Origin of the sequence: Streptomyces sp. WMMB 714 (assembly GCF_900090125.1) — a bacterium.
Classification (GTDB): domain Bacteria; phylum Actinomycetota; class Actinomycetes; order Streptomycetales; family Streptomycetaceae; genus Streptomyces; species Streptomyces daqingensis.
This window is the reverse complement of sequence record NZ_FMHJ01000008.1, coordinates 352,909-378,157: the sequence shown is the minus strand read 5'-3', so window position 1 is coordinate 378,157 and position 25,249 is coordinate 352,909. Positions and strand designations below refer to the sequence as shown.

Below are 25,249 nucleotides of genomic sequence, written 5' to 3'. Positions count from 1 at the left end.
GGGGGCGGCAGGAGTGGTCGGCCATCCCGGCCTCGCCCAACTCCCGGTAGCGGCCTGCCCACCGCCGTGCTGTAGTCGGTGAGACCTGGAACCGTTCGGCCGCCCGCCGCAGAGGCCAGCCCTCCTCGACCACACAGCGGGCCAGACGCAGCCGTCCGGTCTCGGTCAACGGTGCGTTACGGTGCGGCATGAGGGCCTTCCTGGTCGCCAGGTGTGCGGTTTCGTCGCTACACACCAGGCCAGAAGGCCCTCACCCATTTCAAGATCACCTACCGGTGATCACCGTCACCAACCTCCATGGACAGAACACCTAGGGCGCCCCGCCCCGCCGCCCTGCCGCGCGCCGCTCCCGTGCTTCGCGGGAGCACGGTCGATGGTGCTTCGGGACGGTGTGCAAGTCTTTACCCCATGAGCAAGCCGCACGCCGACAGTGCCTCCGCCGACAGCCCCTCCGCCCAGGCGTCCGCACCCGCCGAAGGGCCCGCACCCGCCGACGGCGGCGGGGAAGGGGAGCGGGAGCAGTACATCCTGACGCTGTCGTGCCCCGACAGGCAGGGCATCGTCCACGCCGTCTCCAGCTACCTGTTCATGACGGGCTGCAACATCGAGGACAGCCAGCAGTTCGGGGACCACGACACCGGGCTCTTCTTCATGCGCGTCCACTTCTCGGCGGACGAGGGCGTGCCGGTGGAGAAGCTGCGGGCGAGTTTCACGGCCATCGGCGACTCGTTCCAGATGGACTGGCAGATGCACCACGCGGCGCAGAGGATGCGCGTGGTCCTGATGGTCAGCAAGTTCGGCCACTGCCTGAACGACCTGCTCTTCCGCGCGCGCAGCGGCGCCCTCCCCGTGGACATCGCCGCCGTCGTCTCCAACCACACGGACTTCGCCGAACTCGTCGGCTCCTACGGTCTGCCCTTCCACCACGTCCCGGTGGAGAGGGGCAGCGAGGAGAGCAAGCAGGAGGCCGAGGCGCGGCTGCTGCGGCTGATCGAGGAGGAGGACGTCGAACTGGTCGTCCTCGCCCGCTACATGCAGGTCCTCTCCGACAACCTGTGCAAGCAGCTGCCCGGGCGGATCATCAACATCCACCACTCGTTCCTGCCGAGCTTCAAGGGGGCCCGGCCCTACCACCAGGCGCACGCCCGCGGCGTCAAGCTGATCGGGGCGACGGCGCACTACGTGACGGCCGCGCTCGACGAGGGCCCCATCATCGAGCAGGAGGTCGAGCGGGTGGGCCACGAGGCGACTCCCGCGCAACTGGTGGCCGTGGGCCGGGACGTGGAGTGCCAGGCGCTGGCGCGCGCTGTGAAGTGGCACAGCGAGCACCGCGTGCTGCTCAACGGGCACCGCACCGTCGTCTTCACCTGACGCGCGAGGCGGCCACCCGGGGCACCGGCCCGCCGGCCCGGGGGGACGTCCGCACCGAACGGCCGCTCCGGGCACCCGCGTTGGGCTACATCCGCGAGAGCGAAGCCGTCGCGAAGAGCACGTCCTCGATGGCCTCGCGGTCCCCGTCCCGCCCCGCCATGGCCTCCGCCGGAGCGACGTGGCCCGCCGCGAGCTGGCAGAACTCGTAGTCGTCCAGAGCGACATGGGCCACCGCGTCGCCCGGGCGGACGGCAGCGGCGGGGGAGTCCAGCGGGATGTACCAGTCGCCGCCGCCGTCGCCCTCGACCTCCAGGTGGAGTGCGCGCCCGGGTGTGCCCGCCGTGCTGAGCCTCCGCGGCGGACCCGCGAGGCCGGCGCGGCGGCGGCGTGCGATCGTCTCCGGCAGCATCCGCGCCGCGAGGTCGACCATGTGGTGCAGGTGCGTGCTCTGGGGCGCGGTGTAGGGGTAGTGGATGGCCGTCGCGATGTCCTCGGCGTGCATCCAGCACTCGAAGGCGCGCTCCAGCAGGGCGTCGCGCACGGGGAGCGTGAACTCGCCGTAGGGGACGGGTACTCCGGCCGTACGGTCACTGGCGAAGGACGCTGTGCGCAGCAGGGCGTGGCCCTGTTCCCGCCAGTGCCGGCGGGCGGCGGGCGTGCGCAGGACGTCGCAGTCCGCGCGCCAGAACCGCTCGGTCCGCTCCTCGGGGTCGACGGGCTGCGAGACGCCGTCACGAGCCCCCGTGCCGCCGGGCCCGTCGCCTGTGCGGTCCTTGCCGCTCGCTGCGGCCACGTCGAGGGGGTCGGGCATGCCGAGAGCGGAAGCGACGAGCCCGTCCACCGCGAGGAGATGGGCGATCACGCCGGCGACCGTCGTGTCCCTCTCACGCTTCTCCCTGTGGCGGCCGTCGAACCAGCGCAGCCGGACCGGGGCGAGCCATTCCTCGTCCGCCATGTCGCGCAGGAGCGCGTCGAGCCGCGAGGCCTCCGCGTCGTACGGGGCGGCCCACTCGGGGACCGGGACGCGGGGTGCCCGGCGCGCCATGCAGCCGTGGAGCACCTGCGAGCGCAGCGCCGGATCGAGATCGAGGCTGTCCTCCGGGTGCAGCAGCGCGACGGCGTCCCGCAACCGCAGGGCTTCGTCGGCGCAGGCGCCGCACTCGCTCAAGTGGCCCTCCACGGCGGCGGTCTCCTCCGCCGAACACGCCGAGAGCGCCCACGCCCCGAGAAGCGACTTGAGCACGCGGTGGTCGAACTGCTCGGGCTGCTGGGCGAGTTGGACGGGCTCCCGGGCCGGCGCAGCCGGCTCGGGCCGCGGAGGCGCCTGCCGGTCTTCCGTGGGAGCGGAGCGGCCGCAGGGCCCGGCGGCGCCTTCCGAGTCGTCGGCGGGGCTTCTCGGCGGCGGTATGCGGGGCGGCTGGGCCGCGCTGCCCTCAGCGCCTCCTTCCGCCGCCCCCTCTCCGGAGCCGCCGTCCGGGCCTCCGCCCCTGGGTGAACCGCCGCCGTCCGCGCTGCTGCCACCGGCTCCGCCGCCTTGCTCGTCCGGCCCTCTCACAGGGGACGCCCCCCGCCGTGCGGCTGCGGGGGCAGCGGCCGGATGGACGCCGAGGAGAGCAGCTGCAGGCCGAGACGGAGCCGCCGTCTCGCCTCGTCGTCGGTGACGCCCAACTGCCGTGCCGCCTGGCGGTAGTCGCGGCGCTGGAAGTACGTCAGCTCCAAAGCCGCGCGGAGCGATGCGGGCATCGAGGTGACGATGTAGTCGGCACGGGCGGCGGTGGACGCGGCCCGCACCTTCTCCTCCGTCCGCTCGTGGTGCCCGGGAGACTGCGGCCCCTCCTCGCGGTGCCGCTCACGCAGCCGCCCGGCGGCCGTCCGCTGCGTCACCTCCGCTATCCAGGAGCGCATCGGGCCGCTCTTCGGGTCGTAGGCCTGCGGGTTCTCCCAGATGTAGCCGAAGACGTCGCGCGTGGTCCGGTCGGCTGCGGACTCGTCGTCGAGCACCCGGTGCGAGAGACTGTGCACGAGCGAAGCGAAACGGTCGTACAACTCGCCCAGCGCGGCTGCCTCACCACGGGCCAGCCGCTGCTGCATCTTCCGGTCCCAGCGCGGTGGTGTGTCATTCGCCATGGTGGCTCCCAGCCAACTCGATGCCGCTTCGCAACCGCCTTGTCCCCCTTCGGCCCCTCGAATGTAGTGCGAGGGGCTGACAACGCACGCCTCTTTGCGGCAATGTGCCTTCGTACTGATCGCGGATGGTGTCGGTCCCGTCACGTTGCGATATGCCTCAAGTACGGTCGCTGCCCGATCACACCTGAAATTGCCAGGGAGAATTGCGGGTATGACTGCGACTATTGCGGGGGAGAACTGGCTGACAAGCACCTAGGGTCTGGTGATTGGCTCGTTTTGACCGTGGGGGCACGGGCAGCCGCACCAGGAAGGACAGCTTCCGGTAGGGCGGCGGAGTCCCACTCGAGCGAAGGGGTTGCGAAGACGTGTCGTTGAAGGTGTTGGAGGAGGAGCGGGGGGAGTGGGCCGTTCTCCGGGTATCCGGGGAGATGGACCTCGTCACTTCGCCCGCGGTACGGCAGCACGTACACGACGCGGTGGCCGACGGGCGGCGCAGCCTCGTTCTGGATCTCTCGGAAGTGCTCTTCTGCGACTCCAGCGGCGTGGGCGTGCTGATCGCCTCACGCCGGCTGATGCGTTCCTGCGCCGGCCAGTTGAGGCTGATCCTGCCCGCGCGGGGCGCCGAGGACGGCTCCCACGTCAACCGCGTGCTGGCGGCGCTCGGTGTGCGGCGCCTCTTCGACTGCTACCCCGACCTGAGCGCGGCGACCCAGCAGGGAGCCGCAGCCGGCCCTCTCTCGGCCTGACCGGCCCTGACTGCCTGTACGGCCTGTACGGGCCTGTACGGCCCCTGAGCGCACTCCCGCGCTCCCGCACTCCCGCACTCCTGTCTCCCTGTGGCGAGCCGACTCGGCCCGGGTGACTCTCCGCCGCCGGGTGCGGCGTCCCAACCGCCCGCGGCGTCCGTCCGCGGAAGTGGCCACCGCCGCGCGTCCTCCCGGGGTGAGGCGCTGCCGATGAGCCGGGCCTGTCCGCGCCCGCAGTGGCTGCCGGAAGACGGTGTCCCGCTCCGACAACCGCCGTTGGATGCCGGGAATTCGCAGGTGCCCGCATTGTGGACGGTGTGGCGTGATGCGCACGCCTTCCTCTCCGTCTGAACGGGTGCCGCACAGTATGCAGTACGGCTACTCCTTTACGCCGGAATATGCCTGAAGCGCTTGTTGGCCCGAGTATGAGTCCACGATGCTGTCCTCCATCGGGCTCACGGAACGTGACCCCTTGCGGACGCGAGGCGATGTGCTTGCCAGTACGGACGGTGTGAGCGGTGCAGGTCCTTCAGGTGCAGTTGGAGATCGGGGCGGACCCCGAGGAGGTGGGACGCGCACGGAGGTGGGCCAGGTCGCGGCTGGCGGCATGCGGAGTCGGTGCCGACGAGCAGCTGGCGGAGACGCTGCTGCTGCTGGTGTCGGAGCTCGTGACCAACGCCGTCGTGCACACGGACGGCCCGGCCGTGCTCCGGATGCTGCTGCCCGGCCGCCTGGCGCCGGGCGCGGTGCGCGTCGAGGTGGCGGACATGAGCAGCGTCCCTCCCCGGCAGCGCCGCGCGGACGGCGACGACACCCACGGGCGCGGCCTTGAGCTGGTCTCGGGCCTCGCGGACCGCTGGGGGTGGCAGCGCGAAGGCGCCGGCAAGCGGATCTGGTGCGAGCTCGACCGCGTCCCGGACGCGCGGGAGCGCGCCTCCGCCGGGGCGGTCACGGGGAAGGCCGGCCGGCCTGTCACGGCCGCGGGGTCCGAGAAGGCGGCCGCCGCGGCGCGGTTGGCGGACGGGCCGCCGAAGGGCGTGAGGCCGGACAGGGTGCCGCAGGGGGCGGCCCGGGCGTAACGCGGCCGGCGCGGGGGCAGTTCGGGATCAGCGGGCCAACAGCCTTTTCGGGGTCGGGTGTTGACGTTAAGTGCCCGTATGGTCACTCTGGGGTGAGCGATTGGTCACGAGGGAACGACGAGGGTCGCGAGGGGACGACGCGGAGGGGCACGCGGCTCCTCGGCGAGTACGGGTCGTGGTCCGGTCTCCCCGGAGTGCCGGTACCGGGTGGCGGCAGGCTGCCGCGGCGAGCCGGGCGCGGGTGCGAGCGCGCCGCCACCCACCGCACCGCGCCCGGTGGCGAGCCGGTGAGCGCCGGGCGCGTACGACGGGGTGCTGTGCGGCGTTCCCTGCTCAGCAGCCGCCCAGGGGTGTCTCCCGGCCGGGCGCGCCGCCCGCGCCCACGCGGAAGGTGCGCCGGTACGTGCTCGGCGAGACGCCCAGCGCCGACTGGAAGTGCAGGCGGAGCGACGACGCCGAGCCGAAGCCCGCGGCCGAGGCGACCGCGTCGACCGGCAGCCGGCTGCTCTCCAGCAGGTGGCGTGCCCGCTCGATGCGCTGCCGCGTCAGCCACTGCTGCGGGCTCGTCCCCACCTCCTCGCGGAAGCGCCGCGTGAACGTCCGTACGCTCATCGACTCCTTCGATGCCAACTCCCGCAGCCCGATGGGCCGTTCGAGATGGCGCAGCGCCCAGTCGCGTGCCGCGCCCGTCGAACTCGTCCCCGCGTCCGGCACCGGCCGCTCGATGAACTGCGCCTGACCGCCGTCCCGGTGGGGCGGTACGACGGTGCGCCGGGCGACCGAGTTGGCGACCGCGGCGCCGAAGTCCTCCCGCACCATGTGCAGGCACAGGTCGATGCCCGACGCGACTCCCGCCGAGGTGAGCACGTCGCCGTCCGCGACGTACAGCACGTCCGGATCGACCTTGACCGCCGGGTGCATCCTCTGCAGCCGCTCGCAGGACGCCCAGTGCGTCGTGGCCCGCTTGCCGTCGAGCAGCCCGGCGGCCGCCAGCACGAACGCGCCCGTGCAGATCGACGCGATCCGGGTCCCCGGGCGGACGAGCGCCAGAGCGGCGGCCAGCGGGGCGTCGAGCTGTCCCTCGGTGTAGGCGTCGTCGAGTTCGTGCGAGGCGGGGACGATCACGGTGTCGGCCTCGGCGAGCGCTTCCGGGCCGTGCTCGACGGCGACGGTGAAGTCCGCGTCGGTGCGCACGGGGCCCGGCCGGACCGCGCAGGTGGCGACCTCGTACAGCCGATCGCCCCGCTCGTCCCAGGACCAGCCCAGCAGGCGGTGCGGGATGCCGAGTTCGATGGGCAGCAGGCCGTCCCGTACGAGGACGGCGACACGGTGGCGGTGCGGACGGCGGAAGACGCTCATGGCCCGATCCTCGCACAACATGGCCTTCGGGCCACTCGCCCGTGGAGGCACCACGTCACACGCTGGTTCCGTGACTCGGACTACCGGACTCCCCGGCACCCACCCCGACCCCGGCCTCCCGCCCTCCAGCCGTCCGGACGGCCGCCCTTCCCGCGGCCGGCGCCTTCCGCGCGTCCACCGCGCCTGGTGGGTCGCCGCCGTCGCGTTCGTCGCGCTGGTGGGAGCGGCGGGCTTCCGCGCCACCCCGAGCGTCTTCATCGACCCCCTGCACGAGGAGTTCGGCTGGTCGCACAGCACCATCTCGTCGGCGGTCTCCGTCAACGTCCTGCTCTACGGGCTCACTTCGCCCTTCTCGGCCGCGCTGATGGAGCGCTACGGCATGCGCCGCATCGTCTCCGGCGCGCTGCTGCTGATAGCCGCGGGGAGCGGCTTCACCGTCTTCATGGACGCCACCTGGCAGCTCCTGCTCTGCTGGGGCTTCCTCGTCGGGCTGGGGACGGGATCGATGGCTCTGGCGTTCGCCGCCACCGTCTCCGGGAGCTGGTTCGTCGAGCGGCGCGGACTGGTCAGCGGCATCCTCACCGCCGGATCCGCCGCGGGGCAGCTCGTCTTCCTGCCGCTGGTCGCGCTGCTCGTCGAGGGGCCGGGGTGGCGGGCGGCGTCCCTGACCGTGGCCTTCGCCGCGCTCGCCGTGGTGCCGCTGGTGCTGTGGGTGCTCCGCGACAGGCCGGAGGACTGCGGACTGCGTCCGTACGGGGCGGGCCCCGAGTACGTCAGTCCGCCGCCCGCGCCCCCGGGAGCCGCCCGGCGGACGCTGCGGGCGCTGCGCGACGCCGCCCGCAGCAGGGTCTTCTGGCTGCTCGCCGGGACCTTCGCCGTGTGCGGGGCCTCGACCAACGGCCTCGTCGGCGTCCACTTCGTGCCCGCCGCGCACGACCACGGGATGCCCGTACCGGCCGCCGCCACGCTGCTCGCCGTCATCGGCGTCTTCGACCTGGTGGGCACTGTCGCGTCGGGCTGGTTCACCGACCGGTTCGACCCCCGGCGGCTGCTGGCCGTCTACTACGCGCTGCGCGGGGTCTCGCTGCTCTTCCTGCCGATGCTGTTCGCCCAGTCCGTGCGGCCGTCGATGCTGTTCTTCATCGTCTTCTACGGGCTGGACTGGGTCGCCACCGTGCCGCCGACCATCGCGCTGTGCCGCGCGCACTTCGGCGGGAACGGCGCCATCGTCTTCGGCTGGGTCCTCGCCTCCCACCAGATCGGCGCGTCCGTCGTCGCCTTCCTCGCCGGGCTGGCGCGGGACACCTTCGGGAGCTACGACGTCGCGTGGATCGGCTCGGGAGCGCTGTGCGCGACGGCCGCGCTGATGGCGCTGGTCATACGGAAGGACGGGCCCGGGGGAGCGGGTGAGCCCGGGATCGGCGCAGCGCCCGGCGCAACGGCCGGCCCCGCGGGCAAGGAGGGGAAGGAGCCTGCTTCGGGCGTCGGTTGACGGGCCTCCGCTGACGGGCCTCCGTCCGGTCAGCGCGGCCCGCGGAACGTGGCCCGGTACGCGCGCGGGGAGACGCCGAGGGCCGCCTGCATGTGCTGGCGGAGCGAGGCGCCGGTGCCGAAGCCCGCGTCCGCGGCGACCCGTTCGACGGGCAGGTCCGTCTCCTCCAGCAACTGCCGTGCCCGCTCGACGCGTTGGCGCGTCAGCCACTGGACGGGCGTGAGCCCTGTCTCCTCGCGGAAGCGCCGCGTGAACGTCCGTACGCTCATGGACCCGACGCCCGCCAGCTCGCGCAGCGGCAGGGGCCGGCCGAGGTTCCGCAGGGCCCAGTCGCGGGCCGCGCCCGTGGAGGAGCGTCCCCCGCTCCGGGCGACGGGCGCCGCGATGAACTGTGCCTGACCGCCCTCGCGGTGCGGCGGCACGACGGTGGAGCGGGCCACGTCGTTGGCGACGGCGGCCCCGTGGTCGAGGCGGATCAGGTGGAGGCACAGGTCGATGCCCGCCGCCTCACCGGCGGAGGTGAACAGATCGCCCTCCCCGGTGTAGAGGACGTCCGGGTCGAGACGGACGGCGGGGAAGAGCCGCCGGAAGCGGGCGGCCGACTTCCAGTGCGTCGTCGCTCTCCTGCCGTCCAGCCAGCCGGCCGCGGCCAGTACGAAGGCGCCCGTGCAGATCGACGCGACACGCGTACCGGGGCGGCGGACACGGTCGAGGGCCTCGGCGAGGGCACCGCCGAGACGCCCGGCGCACTCGGGTTCGTCCTCCTCGTGGGTGGCCGGGACGATCACCGTCTCCGCCTCGGCCAGGGCGCCGGTCCCGTGCGACACGTGGACGGGGAAGTCCGCGTTCGTGCGGAGCAGCCCGGGGGCCGGCGTGCAGGTGACCACCTCGTACAGCGGCCGGCCGTCCGCCGCGTGCCGCGCCGCTCCGAACAGCTGGTGCACCAGGCCGAGTTCGAGGGGCATCACGCCCGGCCGGACCAGCACGGCGACCCTGTGGCGGCCGTCGTGCGCGAATGCGGGCCGGGCGGGGCCGGCGTCCGTCCCGGTGCCGGTCCCGGTCCCTTCGGGGAGGGCCGTGTCCTGCATGGCCTTCTTCATGGCCAGATCCTTGCACAACCCGGCCATATGGCCACTCGCCGGTGCCGGGCGCGGCCAGCACCCTCGGAGCATGAAGGTTCTCTGGATATTCGCCCACCCCGAGCAGCGCTCCCTGAACGCCTCCCTGATGCGCGAGGGCCTGAGCGAACTCGCGGCCTCGGGCCACGAAAGCCGCGTCTCCGACCTGTACGCGATGGGCTGGAAGGCGGTGCTGGACGCCTCCGACGTGCACGCGCCCGCCCCGCCCGGCCCCCAAGGACCCGCTCCGCTCGCCGCGTCACGCGGCGCGGACGCGCGCCTCACCGTGGGCGCCGGGCAGGAGCGCGCCTTCCTGTACGGAGGGCAGGGCGAGGACGTCCGCGAGGAGCAGCGGAAGCTCGCGTGGGCGGACACCCTGATCCTGCACTTCCCGCTCTGGTGGTTCGGCCCGCCCGCGATCCTGAAGGGCTGGCTGGACCGCGTGCTTGTACAGGGCTTCGCCTTCGGGCTGCGCGGCGACGACGGCCGCACGCTGCGGTACGGGGAGGGCGGCCTCGCGGGCAGACGCGCTCTCGTGATCACCTCGGCCGGGGCACGGGAGAGCGGCTTCGGGCCGCGCGGCGTCCACGGCGACATCCGCCATGTGCTGTGGCCGCTGCTGCACGGCACGTTCTGGTACACCGGCATGGCCCCGCACGAGCCCTTCACGGTGTACGGCGCCGACCGGCTGACGGAGGCCGGCTACCGCGCGTACGCGCGCCGGTTGCGGGAGCGGCTGCGCGGTCTGCCGTACGAGGAGCCGCTGCCCTACCGGAGCGAGCGGGGCGGCGACTACGACGGGCGGCTGACGCTGCGGCCCGGGATCGCTCCGGACGGCGAGGGTCTGGACGTCCACCTCGGGCGTGGCGGCCCGGACCGGCCGGACGCGGCCCCCGTCCGCGAGACGTGCGGGGCCGCCGCGCTCCGGGGCTGAAGGCCGCGGGCCCGCCGGTGCGCACCGGCGGGCCCGTACCCGCTCGTGCGGAGCGACCGCCCCTCCGTGCTTCCGTCTCAGGCCCCCGTCACGCGATCGCCCGAGCGACCGCCTGCGCGATCTTGCGGGAGTCGATCGCCAGCTCGCGCAGCATCCCGCTGAGCGGATTCGTGTAGCCGATGAAGTGCAGCCCCGGGGCGTCCGGGTGGGTGCGGGCGCCGTGCGCGAGGGGGCGTCCCCGCTCGTCGAGCACGCCCAGCCCGCCGACGAGGTCCTCCAGGCCGCGCCGGTAGCCCGTCGCGGCTATGACGACGTCCGGGCCGACGGTCGTGCCGTCGGCGAGCTGGATCTTGGAACCGTCGAACGACTCGACCGCGGCGACGGGCTCCACCCTCCCCGTCTTCACCGCCTTGATCAGCCCCACGTCCTGCACAGGGATCGCGCCCTGACGGGCCCGGGTGTAGAGGCCGGTGTCGGGGCGCGGCAGCCCGTAGCCGGACAGGTCCGGCACCGCCGCCTTGGCCATGCGGGCGGCGAGCGCGTCCACCATCTTCGTCGGCAGGCGGCGGCAGAGGATGCCGTTGGCCTGCGCGGGCCAGCCCAGCGTGGAGCGGCGGACGATGTGCGGGACGGTGCGCACCGCGAGCCGTACCCGTGCGGCACCCGACTCGGCGAGGTCGACGGCTATCTCCGCGCCGGTGTTGCCCACGCCCGCGACCAGCACGTCCTTGCCCGCGTAGGGCTTCCCGTCGCGGTACCGCGAGGCGTGCAGCAGCTCGCCGCCGAAGTTCTCGCGGCCCGGCCAGGACGGGAGGTGCGCGGTGTGGTTGTAGCCGGTCGCCACGACGGCCACGGGCGTCGTCAGCCGGCGCCCTCCGTTGGCGTGCAGCACCCAGCCGTCGTCACCGCGTTCGACGGTGTCCACCTCGACCCCGGTGGCCACTTCGATGCCGTGGTGCTCGGCGTAGCTCTCCAGGTAGCGGACGAAGTCCTCGCGGGAGACCCATCGCCCGTAGGAGCGGGGGATGGGCAGACCGGGCAGGGCGGACCACCGTCGGGTGGTGTGCAGCCGCAGCCGGTCGTAGTGGGTGCGCCAGGAGGCGGCGACGGAGGAGGACTTCTCCAGTACGACGGCGCTGATGCCCCGTTCGTGCAGGGCGGCGGCCGTGGCCAGCCCGCCGGGACCGGCGCCGATGATGTGAACGGGAACCCCGTCGTCGGTCATGGGCATGACGGTGAGTTTAGTGCCGGCGGCGTGGCACTCCCGTCACGGAAGAGTCACGGGAAGAGCACGTGGCGGCGGGGTCCGCGGAGTTGGTACGGGTTCCCGCCATGCGATGGAGAAACGTTTCTGGGAGTGGCCAGAATTGACAGGTCATCTGGTGGGCTTGCGGCCCGTCACGCCGAGGTGGACGAGCAGCGCCAGATTGGGCTTCAGCTCGGCCTGCTTGACCCCCCACGTCTGGAACCCCTTCTGATGCCCGGCCACGGAGGCGAGCATCGTCACCAGGGCGCCGGCCGTAGCGGCGGGGTTGACGTCCTTGTCGACGCGTCCCTTGGCCTGAAGTTCCTTGATGGACTTGGTCAGAGGGCCGTTGACGTGGTTGAGCACCTTCATGCGGATCTTGTAGAACCGCTTGTCGCCTTCGGCGGCGCCCAGGTCGACGACGCGCAGGATGGCGTCGTTCTTGCGCCAGAAGGAGAGGAACCCGTCGACGAGTTCCTCGGCGGTGCGCCAGCCGGACTTGCCCGCCCAGGAGCGGTCGGACACCAGTTCACTGAGCACGGCCCCGTCCTTCGCCATGGACTCGGCCAGCTCGAGGACCGCGCCCTCGACGTCCGGGAAGTACTGGTAGAAGGTCGCCGGAGAGGTGCCGGCTCTCCGGGCGACATCAATGACCTTGACGTCGCGGTACGGCGACGAACTGAGCATCTCGCCGAGGCAGTCGAGCAGCTTCTGCCGCGTCGCCTGCCCGCGGCGTCCCGCTACTCGCCCGTCGACAGTTCGAACCTGTGTCATGCCGTCAGCTTATCGACGGGGAACGGCAGCGCGATTCGGCCGCATGCAAATGGGGTTCAGGCCATGCCCGCCGCCTCGCACCGGTTGCCGTGGCGCGGCCGGACCGCCGGCCCGTTCGAACCGTTGTGCTGCGGGGGGCCGCGAAGTACTGCGGGGGCCCGCGAACGCGGCTAGCGTGCCCGTACGGGTGCGGGGGCACGCGTAAGAGGAGAGGCGCGCGAGCACGGCTGCGGGGGCAGGCGCACGCGGGCGCGCAGCCGGGCGCCGGAACCGGCGCGAAGAGGGGCGCCGAGCACAGGAGGCACGGTCATGGCGGTACGGGCGGAGCTGCTCGCCGAAGGGGCGCCGTGCTGGGCCGACGCGATGCTCCCCGACGTCGCGGCAGGGAAGCGTTTCTACGGCGAGCTCTTCGGCTGGACGTTCGACGAGCCGTCCGCGCGGACGGCCCCCGGCGGCTACACCACGGCCCGCGTGGACGGCAGGGCCGCGGCGGGACTCTTCCCCAAGCCCGACGGCCGGCTCCCCACCGTCTGGAACCTCCACCTCGCGGCCTCCGACGTACGGGCAGCCGTGGCCAGGGTCCGCGAAGCGGGCGGCGACGTACTGACGGAGCCCACCACCGCGGACGGCGGCCGCACGGTGGCCGTCGCCGCCGATCCGTCCGGCGCCGTCTTCGGGCTGCTGGAGGTGCGGCCCGGCAGGCAGGCCGGGTTCGGGGTGCGCGGCGTGCACGGGGCGTACGTCTGGGCCGAGGCCGTCACCCACACCGCCGGGAAAGAGGCCGTCGACGCCTTCTACGACGGCGTTTTCGGGTACGGCACGACACAGATCGGCGGCGATTCCGACTTCATGATGTGGACCCCCGGGGGCGCGCCCGCGGACGAAGAGCACGCGATCGGCGGGCGCTCGCTGGTGGAGGAGATCTACCCTGCCCGGGTGCCCGCCCACTTCCTGACCTACTTCGCCGTGGACGACTGCGACGCCGCGCTCCGCGGCGCCGTGCGCATGGGCGGGCGCCCCCTCCGTGAGGCGGAGGACTCGCCGTACGGGCGGTACGCCGTCCTCGCGGACGACCAGGGGACGCGGTTCGCCGTGCTGGAGCCCCCCTCCGCCGCGGCCCCGGGTGACGCGTGAGGGCCGGGCGGGCGTCCGGCCTCCGGCGGCCGGATCCCGGGCCGGGCCGCCACCGGAGGAGGGCGTTCTGGATGTGGAGAACTCGCAGGGCAGGCCCCGGGTTCGCAACCGGCGGCTCCGGCAGGAAGAATCGGCCTGAGGACCTTGTGTCCGGCACGGCAGTGAGAAGCTGCACGGGGCGGATGTCGATTGGCCCCTACGGGGAGGTGGCAGGCAAGTGGTGGAGCAGCTGACGCAGCACGATCCGCGGCGGATCGGCCCGTTCGAGGTGCTCGGCCGACTCGGTGCCGGAGGCATGGGGCTGGTCTATCTCGCGCGCTCGGCGTCCGGCCGGCGCGTGGCGATCAAGACGGTGCGTACCGAGCTCGCCGAGGACCAGCTGTTCCGGGTGCGCTTCACGCGGGAGGTCGAGGCCGCCAGGGCGGTCAGCGGCTTCTACACCGCGGCCGTCGTGGACGCGGACCCGCGGGCGGCCGTGCCGTGGCTGGCGACGGCGTTCGTCCCCGCCCCGTCGCTCGAGGAGATAGTCAACGAGTGCGGTCCCCTGCCCGTGCAGGCCGTCCGCTGGCTGGCCGCCGGGGTGGCCGAGGCGCTGGAGTCCATCCACGGCGCCGGGCTCGTGCACCGGGACCTGAAGCCGTCCAACGTCCTCGTCGTCGAGGACGGTCCCCGCGTCATCGACTTCGGTATCGCCTCGGGCGTCTCCAACACCCGCCTGACGATGACGAACGTGGCGGTGGGCACGCCCGCGTACATGTCCCCCGAGCAGGCGCGGGACTCGCGCAGCGTCACCGGCGCCAGCGACATCTTCTCGCTGGCCTCGACGCTCGTCTTCGCCGCCACGGGCCACGCCCCCTTCCACGGGGCCAACCCGGTGGAGACGGTCTTCATGCTGCTGCGCGAAGGCCCCGACCTGGAGGGGATGGACGAGGAGCTGCGGCCGCTCATCGAGTCGTGCATGCGGATGTCCGCGGAGGAACGTCCCAGCCCGGCCGATCTGCAGGCCCAGCTCGCCCCGCACCTGTTCTCCTCCGGCGGGGACGACAGCGGTACGGCCTCCGCGTGGCTGCCCGCCGGCGCCGTCGCCCTCATCGAGCGGAAGCGGGGCGCGCGCCCGACGCCCAGACGCCCTTCGCACCGGCAGGAGGACCCGCCGCAGGCCGCCCCCGCCCCGCCGGACGGACGCCCCGCGCACGCCGCCGCGCAGGTGCCCGCCCCGGCCGGCTCGCCGTCCCCGCCCGCCACCGCTCCGGCCGCCTCCGGGGGCGCCACACCCGGCGCCCGCCACGGTGCCGGGCCGCGGCACGCCATCCCGGCGGGCCCCGGCGGCCCGTCGGCGGTGGGCGCCGTGGCCACGCCGCCCGCGGCGCCGCCGCAGCCCGGTCACGCTCCGGGGGCCTCCCCGGCGCCGCAGGAAGCCGGCGTCGACGGCGCGCCCGTCCGGCTGCCCGGATCGCAGGTCCCGATCGGCCCGGGTCCGCGCCGCGCGGACGACGTACGTGCGGACCAGGACGCCGGTCCCGCCACCGGCTGGGTGCGCCCGCCCAACGGCGCGCAGCCGTCCCCCGGGCCGGGCGCCGCAGCCGTGCCGCCTCCCGTCGCCGATCAGGCCGGGCCGGGCCTGCCGGCGCCGCCGCCCATGGTGGCCGCGTCCCCCGGCGGGCCGGACGCCGGCCAGGGGGCGCCGCAGCGCTGGCGCCCGTGGCGTTTCCGCATGTCGAACGACGTGTGGGGGACGCCGGTCGTCGCCGACGACCTTCTCTACGTCACGTCGTTCGAGGTGCACGCGCTGGACGTCGCCAGCGGGCGGCGGCAGTTCAAGACGCGCGAGGTCGCGTGGTCGATGACCGTCTCGGGCGGCCGGGTCCACGCGTCCGACGGTCCGAGCCTCTACGCCCTGGACGCCCGCAACGGCTCCGAGGGCTGGCGCGTCCCCGCCGACGGCTGGGTCTACTCGCTTCAGGCCGACATCGCCGGCGGCAGCGGCACCCTCGTCACCGGCACCCGCGGCGGAGGCGTCCAGGCGTGGGACGCGGCGAGCGGCGAGAAGCTGTGGGAACTCGGCGGCGCGCAGGCCGACTTCGAGACCCCCGAAGGCGGCCCGGCGGTCCACGGCGGGACGGTCTACACGTGGGGCGACGGCCGCCTGTACGCCCTGGAGGCCCGCACGGGCCGTGAACGCTGGTCGTACCCCGTGGGCGACGCCTCCACCACCGGGGGAGTGCCCCTGCGCCTGACGCCCGGGGACGACGGCGTGCTCTACATGTGCGCCGGCTCCCGCGTCTACGCCCTGGACGGAGCCACGGGCGCGGAGCGCTGGCGCTTCGACGCCCCCGCGGTCTTCCTCTGCCCGCCGGCTCTGGCTCCCGGGCCCGCCGTCACGGGCGGCGGGGTCTACCTCGCCGACTATCTCGGCACCGTCTACGCCCTGGACGGGGCCGGTGGCCAGGACAGGTGGCGCATCGCGACGGAGGCCCGGCACTCGACGGAGCCCGTGGTCGTCGCCGACGGCCTGGTGCACCTGGGCAGCGGCGGAGCGCTGTACACGCTCGACGCGGTCAGCGGAACGCCGCGGTGGCGTTTCGCCGCGGGCGGCGACGTCGTGGGCGCGCCCGTGGTGGCGGAGGGCCGCGTGCACTTCGGTTCGGCGGACCACTGCCTCTACACGCTCGACGCCGTGGGCGGCCAGCTGCGGTGGAAGCTCGCGACCGGGGGTGAGATCACGGGTTCGCCCGTGGCCGACCGCGGCGTGATCTACGCGTGCAGCAAGGACCGCTGCGTGTACGCCCTGGACGCCGCGAAAGGCACGGGTCAGGCCCGTCACGGCTGACCGCACGCGGCACAGACCCTTCCCGGTGGATCAGTGGACCAGTCGATCAGGAGGCGCCGTGACCGGACGACCCCGTACGAGGCTCTCGGCCACCGTGCTCGGTGCCCCCGAACCGCGTGAGCTGGCGGAGTTCTACCGCCGGCTGCTGGGCTGGCGCGTGAAGTGGGACGAACCGGACTGGGTGATGCTGGAGGCGCCCGGCGGCGGTGCGGGCCTGTCCTTCCAGCGGGAGGACGAGCACGTACGGCCCGTATGGCCGGCCGCGCGCGGCGACCAGCAGATGATGATGCACCTGGACATCGAGGTCGACGACCTCGACGAGGCGAGCGCCTACGCCGTGGCCGAGGGAGCGAGCGTCGCGGAGTACCAGCCGCAGGAGGACGTACGCGTCCTCCTCGATCCGGCCGGGCATCCGTTCTGCCTCTTCCTGCCCGGTCACTGACGGCCCGGCCACTGACGGCCCGGTCACCGACCGACCGGGCCCTCTTCCTGCCCGGTCACCGACCTGCCCGGCTGCCGAGGGTTCCGGCGTCCGCTGCGCCCCGTTGCGTCCTGGTGCACCGCGTCCTGGTGCACCGGTGGGCGGACGGGCCGGAGCTCCCGGACGGCGGGCGGCGTCGGCCCGCACGGCCGGCGTCCGTCAGTACGGGCCGTCGCCGCGCTGGTCCGGGCGGCGCGGGATCCGCTGGGTGCCGGACGGGCCCGCTCCGGGGTCCGGCCCCGGGGGAGGCTGCTCTCCCAGCTGCTGCGGCCCCTGCGGCGGGTACGGCTCGTCCGGCGGCGGCTGCTGCCGGGCCGGACGCGACCACGGGTCCCATTCCTGGGCCGGAGTCTCGTCGTGGCCCGGCGGCGGGCCGTAACCGTCGTCCGCCTCGTAGGCGCCGTGCGGTCCGTGGGTCGTCCCGAAGGGGCCGTAGGGGTCCGGCGATTCGGAGGGTTCGTAGCCGCCGTAGCGCTCGTCGACGTCGCCGTCGTCGATGCGGGCGTGCGCGCCGCGGCGTCTGGAGCCGGTGCGCCGCCCCCGCATCACGAGCGAGCCCATCAGCAGCAGCACGCCGCCGCCCGCCGCGAGGCCCGCCCCCTCGCCGAGGCCGTCCCCGCCCGCGGTGAGGCTTCCGGCGGCCTGGCCCTGGCGGACCATCCACAGCGCCGTGAAGCCGAGCACGAGCAGGCCCGCCAGCGCCACGAGCAGGCGGGAGCGCAGGAGGGCGGCGATCAGCGTGAGCACCGCTGCTGCTGCCATCGGCAGGAAGAGCCCGGTCCACAGGTCCGCGCGGGCGTCGGTGATCCCCGTGCCGGAGAAGAGCTCCTGCAGGCGGAAGGTGCGTCCGTCGCGGTCCTGGTACCAGGCGCGGAAGGGACTCCACACTGCCGCAGCCGCTCCGGCGAGTGCGAGCAGGAGGCCGAACAGGTTCCGGACCATCGCCTTCGCCTCGCTTCCCGGCGCCCTGGCCTGGCCCGACGGGAGCCGGGGGGCCGGCACCGAAGGGTGCGTAGTCCTACTCGAAAAGCTACGCCCGCCGGGACATCTCCGCCACTTCTGGGCATCTTCCGTCGTCCCGCCGGCACCCTGGCGTGCGCCCGCACCGGGGAGGCCGCGGGGCCGCCCGGTCCGATCGCCCGGCTCTCTCAAGGTTCCGTAAAAGCAGGGCAGTTGACGGAACTTCCGGGGAGGTCGGCACGTCCCCGTCCAGGGGTGTCCACCCCAGTAGCCATGACACATTCGGGGGTCTCAACCATGTCGCGTCATCTCAAGCTCATCGCCGCCGTGGCGGTCGTACTCGTCGCGCTGAGCGGCTTCAGCCCCGCGCGCTCGTCGGGCGGCAAGGGCGGCGGGAGCCGGAGCAGCAGCGGCAGCAAGAGCGGCGGGTGCAGCAGCTCCAGCTCCAGCAGCCACAGCAGCAGCAGTAGCTATGACGACGACGACAACGACAGCAGCTACACCTCGGGCTCCACCAGCGGCGGCCGCCGCTACAACAGCACCACCGGCACCGGCTCGCGGTACAACAACTCCAACAACTCCCGGCGGGACAGCGAGCCCTCGACGACGGTCACGCAGTGCGCCGCCGGCTCGGGGACGTCCGCGAAGGCCGTCGTGAGCGTGCGCAACCCGAACAGGGGCAGCGAGACCTACGAGGTCAAGGTCGAGTTCGACGACGCGTCCGGCTTGTACGTCGACTCCGGGACCGCGGAGGTCACGGTCGGGTCCAAGCAGGAGAAGCCGGTCGACGTCCGCATGAGCCACCCGGACCGCATAGGCGAGGTCTCCGCCTGCAAGGTCGTGTCCGTGCGCTGAGGGCGGCGGACAGCGGAAGAGGGGCGGGCCGGTGTCCTACCGGCCCGCCCCTCTTCACGTCTGCTCAAGCGTTCAGGGCGTGTGGCCCTCCGTGGTGCCGTTGGTGTGCACTCCGTGAGCGGTCGTCGTCTGCGGCTCCTCCGCGGCCACGGCCGGCGCCACCGCCGCGCCTATCAGTAACGAGCAGACGACGAGTGCTTTGAGAATTCTGGGCATTCCTTCTCCTTCGAAGACCGTGGTCGTGAGTGACGTCGAATCGGCGCACGGCAGGCCACGGATCGTTCTGGCGGATCCTGCCACTGGCACACCGTCAGGATTCCCCCCTGGGCTCCCGCTCAAGCAGCGGAGCCTGGCGGCAGCGGCACCCCCTCCCCGCCACTGACGCCAAGCCCCGCCGTGTCCCCCGTGGTGTTGGTCTCTCAGGCGTCGCCCTTGGGCGGCGCGATGGGCGTGTGGTTCTCCAGCGTGGTCACACCGCCTTCTTCGTCCGCGCCGGCTTCGGCTGCCGGTGCGATGGGCGTGTGGTTCTCCGTGGTGCTGGGCGCACCGCCGTTCTCCGGCGACTTCCGGGCCTCCGGGAGGATCGGGGTGTGGTTCTCCTCGGTCCCCGTGGTCGTGACCCCGTCCTCGAAGCTCTTCACCGTGGGTTGTGCCGTCTCGCTCATGATCGAACTCTCCTGGCTTGGTGGCTCGTTCGTGCTGCATGTCCGCCCAGCGACTCCCCCGCGGGTCGCCGGGCGGACCATGGGCCGCTCACCTTAGCCAGGCCGCGGCCTCCCCCGTGATCCGCTCTCCCCCCGAAGCGGCGGATCGACGTATTGAAGAGTGCCGGACCGCGATAAACGATCGATGAACGAGTGATGGCAGCGCTCCTCGGCGCCGTTTATGCCGCCTGAGCAGGGGTGAGCAGCGAACGCACCTCTTCGGCGTCGGTGGCGCCCATCTCGTCGAACACCGCCAGAGCGTCCTTCCAGCACACCCGTGCACGGTCCCGCTGGCCGAGCGCCACCAGTGCGCGTCCCAGCACGGTCAGCATCCTGCCGCGCATCCATTCCCCGCCGATGCCGCGCAGGGCGAGCGCCTGTTCCGCGTGGCCCGCCGCCTGGGCGGGCCTCCTGTCCGCCAAGTGGGCTTCGGCCATGCGGAAGTGGGCCACGCCCTCCCACAACGGCTGCCGGGTCTCGTTGAACAGCGCCGCGGCGCGGTTGAGCTGGTCGAGGCCCTCCGTGAGCCGCCCGTTCTCGGTGAGGGCACGGCCCAGGGCGTACCTGCCGTTCGCCATGCGCATGCGGTGGTTGAGGTTCTCGTAGATCTCAAGTCCCTGACGCGCCAGCTCGATCGCCCTGTCCTTCCGGCCCAGGGCCAGACTGACCGCCGACAGGTTGGAGAGCGCGCTCGCCTCGCTGGGGCGGTTCCTGTCCGCGCGGAACGCCTCCAGAGCCTGTAGCAGATGGGTCTCCGCCTCGGCGAAACGGCTCTGGCAGTTGGCGATGATGCCGCGGTCGTTGAGGGCCCAGCAGCCGGCCAGCGGGTCGCCGGACTCCTGGGAGAGCAGCAGTGCGCGCTTCGCCTCCTCGTCCGCCTGGCTGAAGCGGCCGGCGACGACGTGGACGTGCGTCAGCATCGTCTGTGTGCGGCCCTCCGCCAGGGCGTCGCCGGCAGCGCGTGCCGCGTCCCGCACGGTCGTGGCCGCCCGCTCGTAGCGCAGGGAGTGCACTCCCGAGTCGGCGCAGTCCTTGATCGCGATGAGCAGGTCGGCGGCGTGCCGCAGCATGCCCCGCCCCGCGGCCTGCTCCACGCAGGCGAGCACGCAGTCGGCCTCCGAGAAGAGCCAGTTCACAGCGGCATCCCGGTCCTCGAAGACCATTCCGGGGCCGAACGGCTTGACGAGGTGCTCCGCGCCCCGCTCGCCCGGCTTCTCGAGGGCGAAGACCTTCGAGGCCGTCGCCAGGTAGAAGTCGAGGAGGCGGTTGAGGGCGGATTCCTGTTCGGAGGGCGGCTGTTCGTCGCGTTCGGCGCAGGCGCGGGCGAAGAGCCGCACGAGGTCGTGGAAGCGGTACCTGCCGGGTGCGGCCGACTCCAGGAGGGACGCGTCGACCAGCGACTCCAGCAGGTTCTCCGTCTCGTCGGCCGGGCGGTCCAGGAGGGCCGCGGCCGCGGTGAGGGAGATGTCGGGACCTTCGGCGAGGCCCAGCAGCCGGAAGCCGCGGCCCTGTTCGGCGTCCAGTTGGCCGTATCCGAGCTCGAAGGTGGCCTTCACCGCCTGGTCGCCTGCCTGCAGCTCGTCCAGCCGCCGGCGTTCGTCGGCGAGTTTGGAGGCGAGCGCGGCGACCGTCCACGTACGGCGGGCGGCGAGGCGTGCCGCGGCGATACGGATGGCGAGCGGCAGGAACCCGCAGGCCCCGACGACGTCCATCGCCGCCTGGCGTTCGGCGGAGACCCGCTCCTCGCCGACGATGCGCGTGAAGAGCGTCATCGCCTCGTCGGGGCTCATGACGTCGAGGTCCACGAGGTGCGCGCCGGCCAGGTCGACCATGCGGGCCCTGCTGGTGACCAGCGCCGCGCAGCCCTTCGCGCCGGCGAGCAGGGGCCGCACCTGCGCGGCGTCGCGGGCGTTGTCGAGGAGCGTGAGCACGCGGCGGCCGGAGAGCAGCGAGCGGAAGAGCGCGGAGCGTTCCTCCACGCCTTCCGGGATGCCCGTGTCGTCGACGCCGAGGGAGCGCAGGAACGCGCCGAGCACCGTCGCCGGTTCGCTGGCGCTGGGCCCGGCGCCCTGGAGGTCCACGTAGAGCTGGCCGTCGGGGAAGTGCTCGGCCGCCGCGTGTGCGACGTGGACGGCAAGCGTTGTCTTTCCGACGCCGCCGATGCCCGCCACGGCGGACACGGCCATCACCGTGCCCTCGGCCTGGGCGAGTTGGTCGCGCAGTTCGGCGACGAAGGTGGCACGGCCCGTGAAGTCCGCGACCGTGGCGGGAAGTTGAGCGGGCTGGGCGAGCTTGGGCGTGCTGGGCCCGGACGGTTCGTCGGGTTCGAGCGCGAGGCTGTCGTCCGCTCCGAGGATGCGCTGGTGGAGGTCGGCGAGCTCGGGGCGCGGGTCGACGCCCAGTTCGTCGGTGAGCAGCCGCCTGGTGTCGGCGTACACGGCCAGCGCCTCGGCCTGCCGTCCGCTGCGGTACAGGGCGAGCATCAGCAGCTCGCGCAGTCTCTCGCGCAGCGGATGAGCGGCCGTGAGGGCGGTGAGTTCGGACACCGCGCCCGCGTGCGCGCCCAGTTGGAGGTCGAGGTCGAGCCGGTTCTCCAGCAGGGAGAGGTGCCACTCGCTGAGGCGGTCGCGCTGCCGTTCCGCGAAGGGGCCCGGCACGTGGGCGAGCGGCTCGCCGCTCCACTGCTCCAGCGCCGACGCGTACTTCTCGCGCGCTTTCGAACGGTCCCCGCCCGCAAGGTACTTCTCCGCCTCGGAGGCGTACGCGGAGGCCAGGTCGTGGTCGAAGGTGACGGCGGAGCGTGTCCGGTCCGTGCGGACGGCGTAACCGCCGGACTCGCTCACCAGCAGTTCGGCGTCGGCCCCCAGCGCCTTCCGGATACGGGAGGCGTACGTGCGCAGCGCGGCCTTCGCCCGGTCCGGCGGGTCCTCGCCCCACAGGCCGTCGATGAGTTCCTCGGCGGTCGCGGTGTGGCCGTTGCGGAGCAGCAGCGCGGCGAGCAGGGCGCGTTGCTGCGGCGAACCCATGGGGAGGTCCTGGCCGTCGCGGTGCGCGCGGACGGGACCGAGCACGGCGAAGTGCAGCAGGTGCTCCTGCTGCTCCGTTCCGTGGCCGACTTTCCCCTCGGCGCCCATGGTTGCCCCCCTGCGCTCCGTTTTGCACTACCGCAGGGATCAGTCTGCCTTGCTTGTGAGCTTCGCGTCAGCACGGCACCAGGTCCCTCACGAGTCCTTCGAACTTCGGCGCGGACGGGGGAGGTTGCTGCGGCAGGGGAGGTCGGGCCCCCGGGCCGGAGCCGTCAGCCCGGGATGCGCCCGGGGCGGAGTATCCGCTGCGTACGCGCGGGTTCGCAGCGCCGTCCCGGCCTTTCGGGCCCCGGACCCGGCGGATGCCGGCCGCGTGATGGTAAGCGCTTCCCTGCACACCTCGTACACACTCCGCCCGTCACGTCATCCGGGACCGTGGAGGAGGACGGGCAGCGTGCGGTAGCCGTGCGCGATGAACGAACCCACCGTCCCAAGGTCTTCGGCGGGGACGGCCAGGCGCAGACCGGGGAAGCGCTGGAACAGGGCGGGCAGCGCTGTACGGGCTTCAAGGCGCGCAAGGGGGGCGCCCAGACAGAAGTGAACGCCGTGCCCGAAGGCGAGGTGCTCCTTGTCGGTGCGGCGCGGATCGAACTCCGCCGCGGTCGGCCCGTGCCGCTCCGGATCGCGCCCGGCGGCGGCGTACGTGGCGAGGATCGCCTCACCCTGACGGATCGTGAGGCCGCCGGGCAGATCGATGTCCTCGACGGCGTAACGCAGCGGCAGGTTCGCCAGGCTCGGGGCCCAGCGGAGGGTCTCCTCGATGACGTCGTCCCACGAGATCGCACCGTCGAGGACGAGGCGCAGCTGCTCGGGGTGGGTGAGCAGGGCCTGCACCGCGTTGCCTATCAGGTTCACGGTGGTCTCGTGGCCGGCGCCGATCACGAGCAGCAGCGTGTCGAGGAGTTCGACCTCGGAGAGGCGTGAGCCGTCGTCGTCGCGGGCGGAGACGAGCACGCTCGTCAGGTCCTCCCCGGGCTGCTCGCGCTTGAGGGCGATGAGCGCCGCGAAGGCGCTCTGCATCTCCCTGGCGGTCCGGGCGGCCTCCTCCGGCGTGACGGACGTGTCCATCACGCGTGTGACGATCCGCGCGACCTCGGCCCGCTTCTCCTCCGGGATGCCGAACAGCTCGCAGATCACGCTCATCGGGAGCGGATGGGCGTAGGCGGCCCGCAGGTCGACCGGCTCGCCTTCGGGGACGCGCGCCATCCCGTCGAGCAGCTCCCGGGTGATCCGCTCGACGCGGGGCCGCATCGCCTCCGTGCGCCGCCCCGTGAAGGCGGGCGCGACGAGCTTGCGGAGCCGTCGGTGGTCCGCGCCGTAGGACGTGAACATGTTGGTCACGCCGACCCAGGTCCGGATCCAGCTGTCCTGGAACTCGCCGCGCCGCCAGGCCGGCCAGTGCTGCCGGGGGTCCTTGGAGACGCGCGGGTCGGTCAGCAGCCGCTTCAGCAGGTCCATGCTGCCGACCGACCAGGCGCGGATGCCGGCCGGGAGCTCCACGAGGGCGGCGGGCCCGCGGGCGCGGATACGTTCCGCCTCCGCGTGCTTCTCCCGGCCGGCGGGGTCGATGACGAAGGGTTCTACCGGGCGGGCGCCGCCGGCGTCCGCCGTTCCTCGCGGGGTCTGCTTTCCCTGCTCTCCCATGGAGTCGCTCCTGGCTGGTCGGGACTGATCGGTGTGAACCGTGCGGGCAGGCACGTGAGAGCGCGATGGAACGGGCCGTTCCGGTAGGTGAGTTCGTCGTGCCTGACGGTCAGTTCGATGTCGGAGAGCCACGCCGTGAGGCGCTCGATCGCCGTGGTGGCGATCAGCGTCGCCGGCTGCTGCACGGGGCACGAGTGCGGGCCGGCCGCCCAGGCCAGGTGCGAGCCGCCGCCCGAACCGGACGCGCCGCCGGACGCTCCGGGCTCCATCCTGCCGTGCTGGGTGTTGGCCGCCGCGTACGAGACCATCACGAGCTGGCCCCTGCGGATCCAGGTGCCGTGGAAGTAGACGTCCCGCTTGGGGAAGTGGGCCGAGTAGTTCGCGATCGGCGGCTCGTTCCGGAGGACGTCGTGGATGGCGTCGAGCGGGGTGAGGGCGCCGCCCGACAGGGTGCTGTAGTAGCGGTCGTCCGTGAGCATCCTGGCGAGGGCGTTGGCGATCAGGTTCGCCGTCGGCTCGTGCCCGGCGCCCATGGTGATCACCGTCTGGTGCATGACCTCCTCGTCGCTGAGACCGGCGGGGTGGTCCATGAACCAGGACGTCAGATCCTCTCCGCGGGCCTGCTTCTTCGCCGCCATCAGCTCGCCGACGTACCCCTCGAACGCGGCGCCCGCGGCCGAGGCCTCCTCGGCCGTGCGGCCCTCCCACACGCCCGCGAGGGCGGTGATGAGCTGTTCGCTGTAGGAGTCGGGCAGACCGAAGAGGCGGTTGAAGAGCATCAGCGGCAGCACCCGCGCGTACTCCGCCATCAGGTCGGCCTCGCCCTTCTCGCCGAACTTCGCGATCAGGGAGTCGGCGAACTCGACGACGGCCGTGCGGAGTTCGTGCGCGGGGATGCGCTCGAAGGCGTCCGTGACGGCGCTGCGGTAGCGCTCGTGCGCGTCGCCGTCGCTGAAGAAGAGGTTGGGCCGCCAGGCCAGCATCGGCAGCACCGGGGAGTCCTCCGGCGCCGACTGCATCCAGGTGCGCGAGTCCTTCGACCAGGTCTCAGGGTCGTGCAGCAGGTCCAGGGCGGCCCGGTAGTCCGTCACCAGCATCGCTCCGACGCCGGGGGAGATCTCCACCGGGGCGAGCGCGCCGTACTCCCGCAGCCGCTCGTACGTTCCGTACGGGTCGGCGGCGAACTCCGGCCCGTACAGCTGGGTGACGTCGCTGCCGGGCGGGCGCACGGGCGGCGGCATCACGCGGCGCGGCGTACCGGGCGCGCCGTCACCGGAGGCTCGGTGGCCGGCGGAGCGCGGTCGGGTCG

General features: G+C 73.2%; 22 protein-coding genes. 9 read left to right on the top strand and 13 right to left on the bottom strand.

The window, feature by feature from the left end:
- The coding region (locus H181DRAFT_RS17495; RefSeq protein WP_139131719.1) for a helix-turn-helix domain-containing protein at positions 1 to 190 on the bottom strand (190 nt) is incomplete at its 3' end.
- Between the two features lie 218 nt (positions 191 to 408).
- Here H181DRAFT_RS17495 and purU point away from each other — a divergent pair.
- Positions 409 to 1,371 carry a formyltetrahydrofolate deformylase gene (gene purU / locus H181DRAFT_RS17490; protein WP_078895799.1) on the top strand — a complete coding sequence of 321 codons (963 nt, stop codon included), beginning with the start codon at positions 409 to 411 and terminating at the stop codon, positions 1,369 to 1,371.
- Between the two features lie 85 nt (positions 1,372 to 1,456).
- Here purU and H181DRAFT_RS17485 read toward each other — a convergent pair whose 3' ends face one another.
- The gene (locus H181DRAFT_RS17485; RefSeq protein ID WP_078895798.1) at positions 1,457 to 2,926 is read right to left on the bottom strand and encodes a zf-HC2 domain-containing protein; all 1,470 of its coding nucleotides are present in this window, start codon (positions 2,924 to 2,926) and stop codon (positions 1,457 to 1,459) included.
- Positions 2,923 to 3,498 carry a sigma-70 family RNA polymerase sigma factor gene (locus H181DRAFT_RS17480; RefSeq protein WP_045865386.1) on the bottom strand — a complete coding sequence of 192 codons (576 nt, stop codon included), beginning with the start codon at positions 3,496 to 3,498 and terminating at the stop codon, positions 2,923 to 2,925. The genes H181DRAFT_RS17485 and H181DRAFT_RS17480 overlap by 4 nt, the downstream gene beginning before the upstream one ends.
- A 365-nt stretch (positions 3,499 to 3,863) precedes the next feature.
- Between H181DRAFT_RS17480 and H181DRAFT_RS17475 the strand changes: the two genes are divergently transcribed.
- Both H181DRAFT_RS17475 and H181DRAFT_RS17470 read left to right on the top strand, forming a co-directional pair.
- Positions 3,864 to 4,244, top strand: a complete 381-nt coding sequence (locus H181DRAFT_RS17475) for an STAS domain-containing protein (protein WP_175439791.1) — start codon at positions 3,864 to 3,866, stop codon at positions 4,242 to 4,244.
- Positions 4,245 to 4,762: 518 nt separating this feature from the next.
- Positions 4,763 to 5,323, top strand: a complete 561-nt coding sequence (locus H181DRAFT_RS17470) for an ATP-binding protein (RefSeq protein WP_078895797.1) — start codon at positions 4,763 to 4,765, stop codon at positions 5,321 to 5,323.
- A 333-nt stretch (positions 5,324 to 5,656) separates the two neighbouring features.
- On the opposite strand, the gene H181DRAFT_RS17465 is transcribed toward H181DRAFT_RS17470, so the two are convergent.
- Positions 5,657 to 6,682 carry a GlxA family transcriptional regulator gene (locus H181DRAFT_RS17465; RefSeq protein WP_254666886.1) on the bottom strand — a complete coding sequence of 342 codons (1,026 nt, stop codon included), beginning with the start codon at positions 6,680 to 6,682 and terminating at the stop codon, positions 5,657 to 5,659.
- A gap of 19 nt (positions 6,683 to 6,701) precedes the next feature.
- Here H181DRAFT_RS17465 and H181DRAFT_RS17460 point away from each other — a divergent pair, with 19 nt between their 5' ends.
- Positions 6,702 to 8,174 (top strand): MFS transporter, encoded by a 1,473-nt coding sequence (locus H181DRAFT_RS17460; protein ID WP_368073272.1) that lies wholly within the window; start codon positions 6,702 to 6,704, stop codon positions 8,172 to 8,174.
- A gap of 29 nt (positions 8,175 to 8,203) precedes the next feature.
- Here H181DRAFT_RS17460 and H181DRAFT_RS17455 read toward each other — a convergent pair whose 3' ends face one another.
- The gene (locus H181DRAFT_RS17455) at positions 8,204 to 9,139 is read right to left on the bottom strand and encodes a GlxA family transcriptional regulator (RefSeq protein ID WP_045865459.1); all 936 of its coding nucleotides are present in this window, start codon (positions 9,137 to 9,139) and stop codon (positions 8,204 to 8,206) included.
- Between the two features lie 205 nt (positions 9,140 to 9,344).
- Between H181DRAFT_RS17455 and H181DRAFT_RS17450 the strand changes: the two genes are divergently transcribed.
- Complete coding sequence (locus H181DRAFT_RS17450) at positions 9,345 to 10,226, top strand: NAD(P)H-dependent oxidoreductase (protein ID WP_045865384.1); 882 nt, start codon at positions 9,345 to 9,347, stop codon at positions 10,224 to 10,226.
- An 88-nt stretch (positions 10,227 to 10,314) separates the two neighbouring features.
- Here H181DRAFT_RS17450 and H181DRAFT_RS17445 read toward each other — a convergent pair whose 3' ends face one another.
- Both H181DRAFT_RS17445 and H181DRAFT_RS17440 read right to left on the bottom strand, forming a co-directional pair.
- Positions 10,315 to 11,451 (bottom strand): flavin-containing monooxygenase, encoded by a 1,137-nt coding sequence (locus H181DRAFT_RS17445; RefSeq protein ID WP_078895808.1) that lies wholly within the window; start codon positions 11,449 to 11,451, stop codon positions 10,315 to 10,317.
- A gap of 150 nt (positions 11,452 to 11,601) precedes the next feature.
- A complete protein-coding gene (locus tag H181DRAFT_RS17440; protein WP_045865382.1) occupies positions 11,602 to 12,246 on the bottom strand; it encodes a TetR/AcrR family transcriptional regulator in 645 nt (214 codons plus the stop codon).
- A gap of 309 nt (positions 12,247 to 12,555) precedes the next feature.
- On the opposite strand from H181DRAFT_RS17440, the gene H181DRAFT_RS17435 reads away from it, so the two are divergent.
- The 3 genes from H181DRAFT_RS17435 (at position 12,556) to H181DRAFT_RS17425 (ending at position 16,652) form a co-directional block, all read left to right on the top strand.
- A complete protein-coding gene (locus H181DRAFT_RS17435; protein ID WP_045865381.1) occupies positions 12,556 to 13,380 on the top strand; it encodes a VOC family protein in 825 nt (274 codons plus the stop codon).
- 217 nt (positions 13,381 to 13,597) lie between these two features.
- Complete coding sequence (locus H181DRAFT_RS17430) at positions 13,598 to 16,210, top strand: protein serine/threonine kinase AfsK (protein WP_045865380.1); 2,613 nt, start codon at positions 13,598 to 13,600, stop codon at positions 16,208 to 16,210.
- A 58-nt stretch (positions 16,211 to 16,268) separates the two neighbouring features.
- Positions 16,269 to 16,652, top strand: a complete 384-nt coding sequence (locus tag H181DRAFT_RS17425) for a VOC family protein (protein ID WP_045865379.1) — start codon at positions 16,269 to 16,271, stop codon at positions 16,650 to 16,652.
- A gap of 198 nt (positions 16,653 to 16,850) precedes the next feature.
- On the opposite strand, the gene H181DRAFT_RS17420 is transcribed toward H181DRAFT_RS17425, so the two are convergent.
- Entirely contained in the window at positions 16,851 to 17,693 is an 843-nt protein-coding gene (locus H181DRAFT_RS17420; protein ID WP_139131718.1) for a hypothetical protein, read from the bottom strand.
- 255 nt (positions 17,694 to 17,948) lie between these two features.
- Between H181DRAFT_RS17420 and H181DRAFT_RS29485 the strand changes: the two genes are divergently transcribed.
- Positions 17,949 to 18,506, top strand: a complete 558-nt coding sequence (locus H181DRAFT_RS29485) for a hypothetical protein (RefSeq protein ID WP_052708624.1) — start codon at positions 17,949 to 17,951, stop codon at positions 18,504 to 18,506.
- A gap of 72 nt (positions 18,507 to 18,578) precedes the next feature.
- On the opposite strand, the gene H181DRAFT_RS29480 is transcribed toward H181DRAFT_RS29485, so the two are convergent.
- The 5 genes from H181DRAFT_RS29480 to H181DRAFT_RS17395 form a co-directional block, all read right to left on the bottom strand.
- Positions 18,579 to 18,722 (bottom strand): hypothetical protein, encoded by a 144-nt coding sequence (locus tag H181DRAFT_RS29480; protein WP_158715449.1) that lies wholly within the window; start codon positions 18,720 to 18,722, stop codon positions 18,579 to 18,581.
- 203 nt (positions 18,723 to 18,925) lie between these two features.
- Positions 18,926 to 19,171, bottom strand: coding sequence for a hypothetical protein (locus H181DRAFT_RS17410; RefSeq protein WP_045865377.1), 246 nt, complete (start codon positions 19,169 to 19,171; stop codon positions 18,926 to 18,928).
- A gap of 218 nt (positions 19,172 to 19,389) precedes the next feature.
- Entirely contained in the window at positions 19,390 to 22,344 is a 2,955-nt protein-coding gene (locus H181DRAFT_RS17405; RefSeq protein ID WP_045865376.1) for an SARP-family global regulator AfsR, read from the bottom strand.
- 315 nt (positions 22,345 to 22,659) lie between these two features.
- Positions 22,660 to 23,940, bottom strand: coding sequence for a cytochrome P450 family protein (locus H181DRAFT_RS17400; protein WP_078895793.1), 1,281 nt, complete (start codon positions 23,938 to 23,940; stop codon positions 22,660 to 22,662).
- Positions 23,877 to 25,181, bottom strand: a complete 1,305-nt coding sequence (locus H181DRAFT_RS17395; protein WP_045865456.1) for a cytochrome P450 family protein — start codon at positions 25,179 to 25,181, stop codon at positions 23,877 to 23,879. The genes H181DRAFT_RS17400 and H181DRAFT_RS17395 overlap by 64 nt, the downstream gene beginning before the upstream one ends.
- Positions 25,182 to 25,249 lie beyond the last annotated feature (68 nt).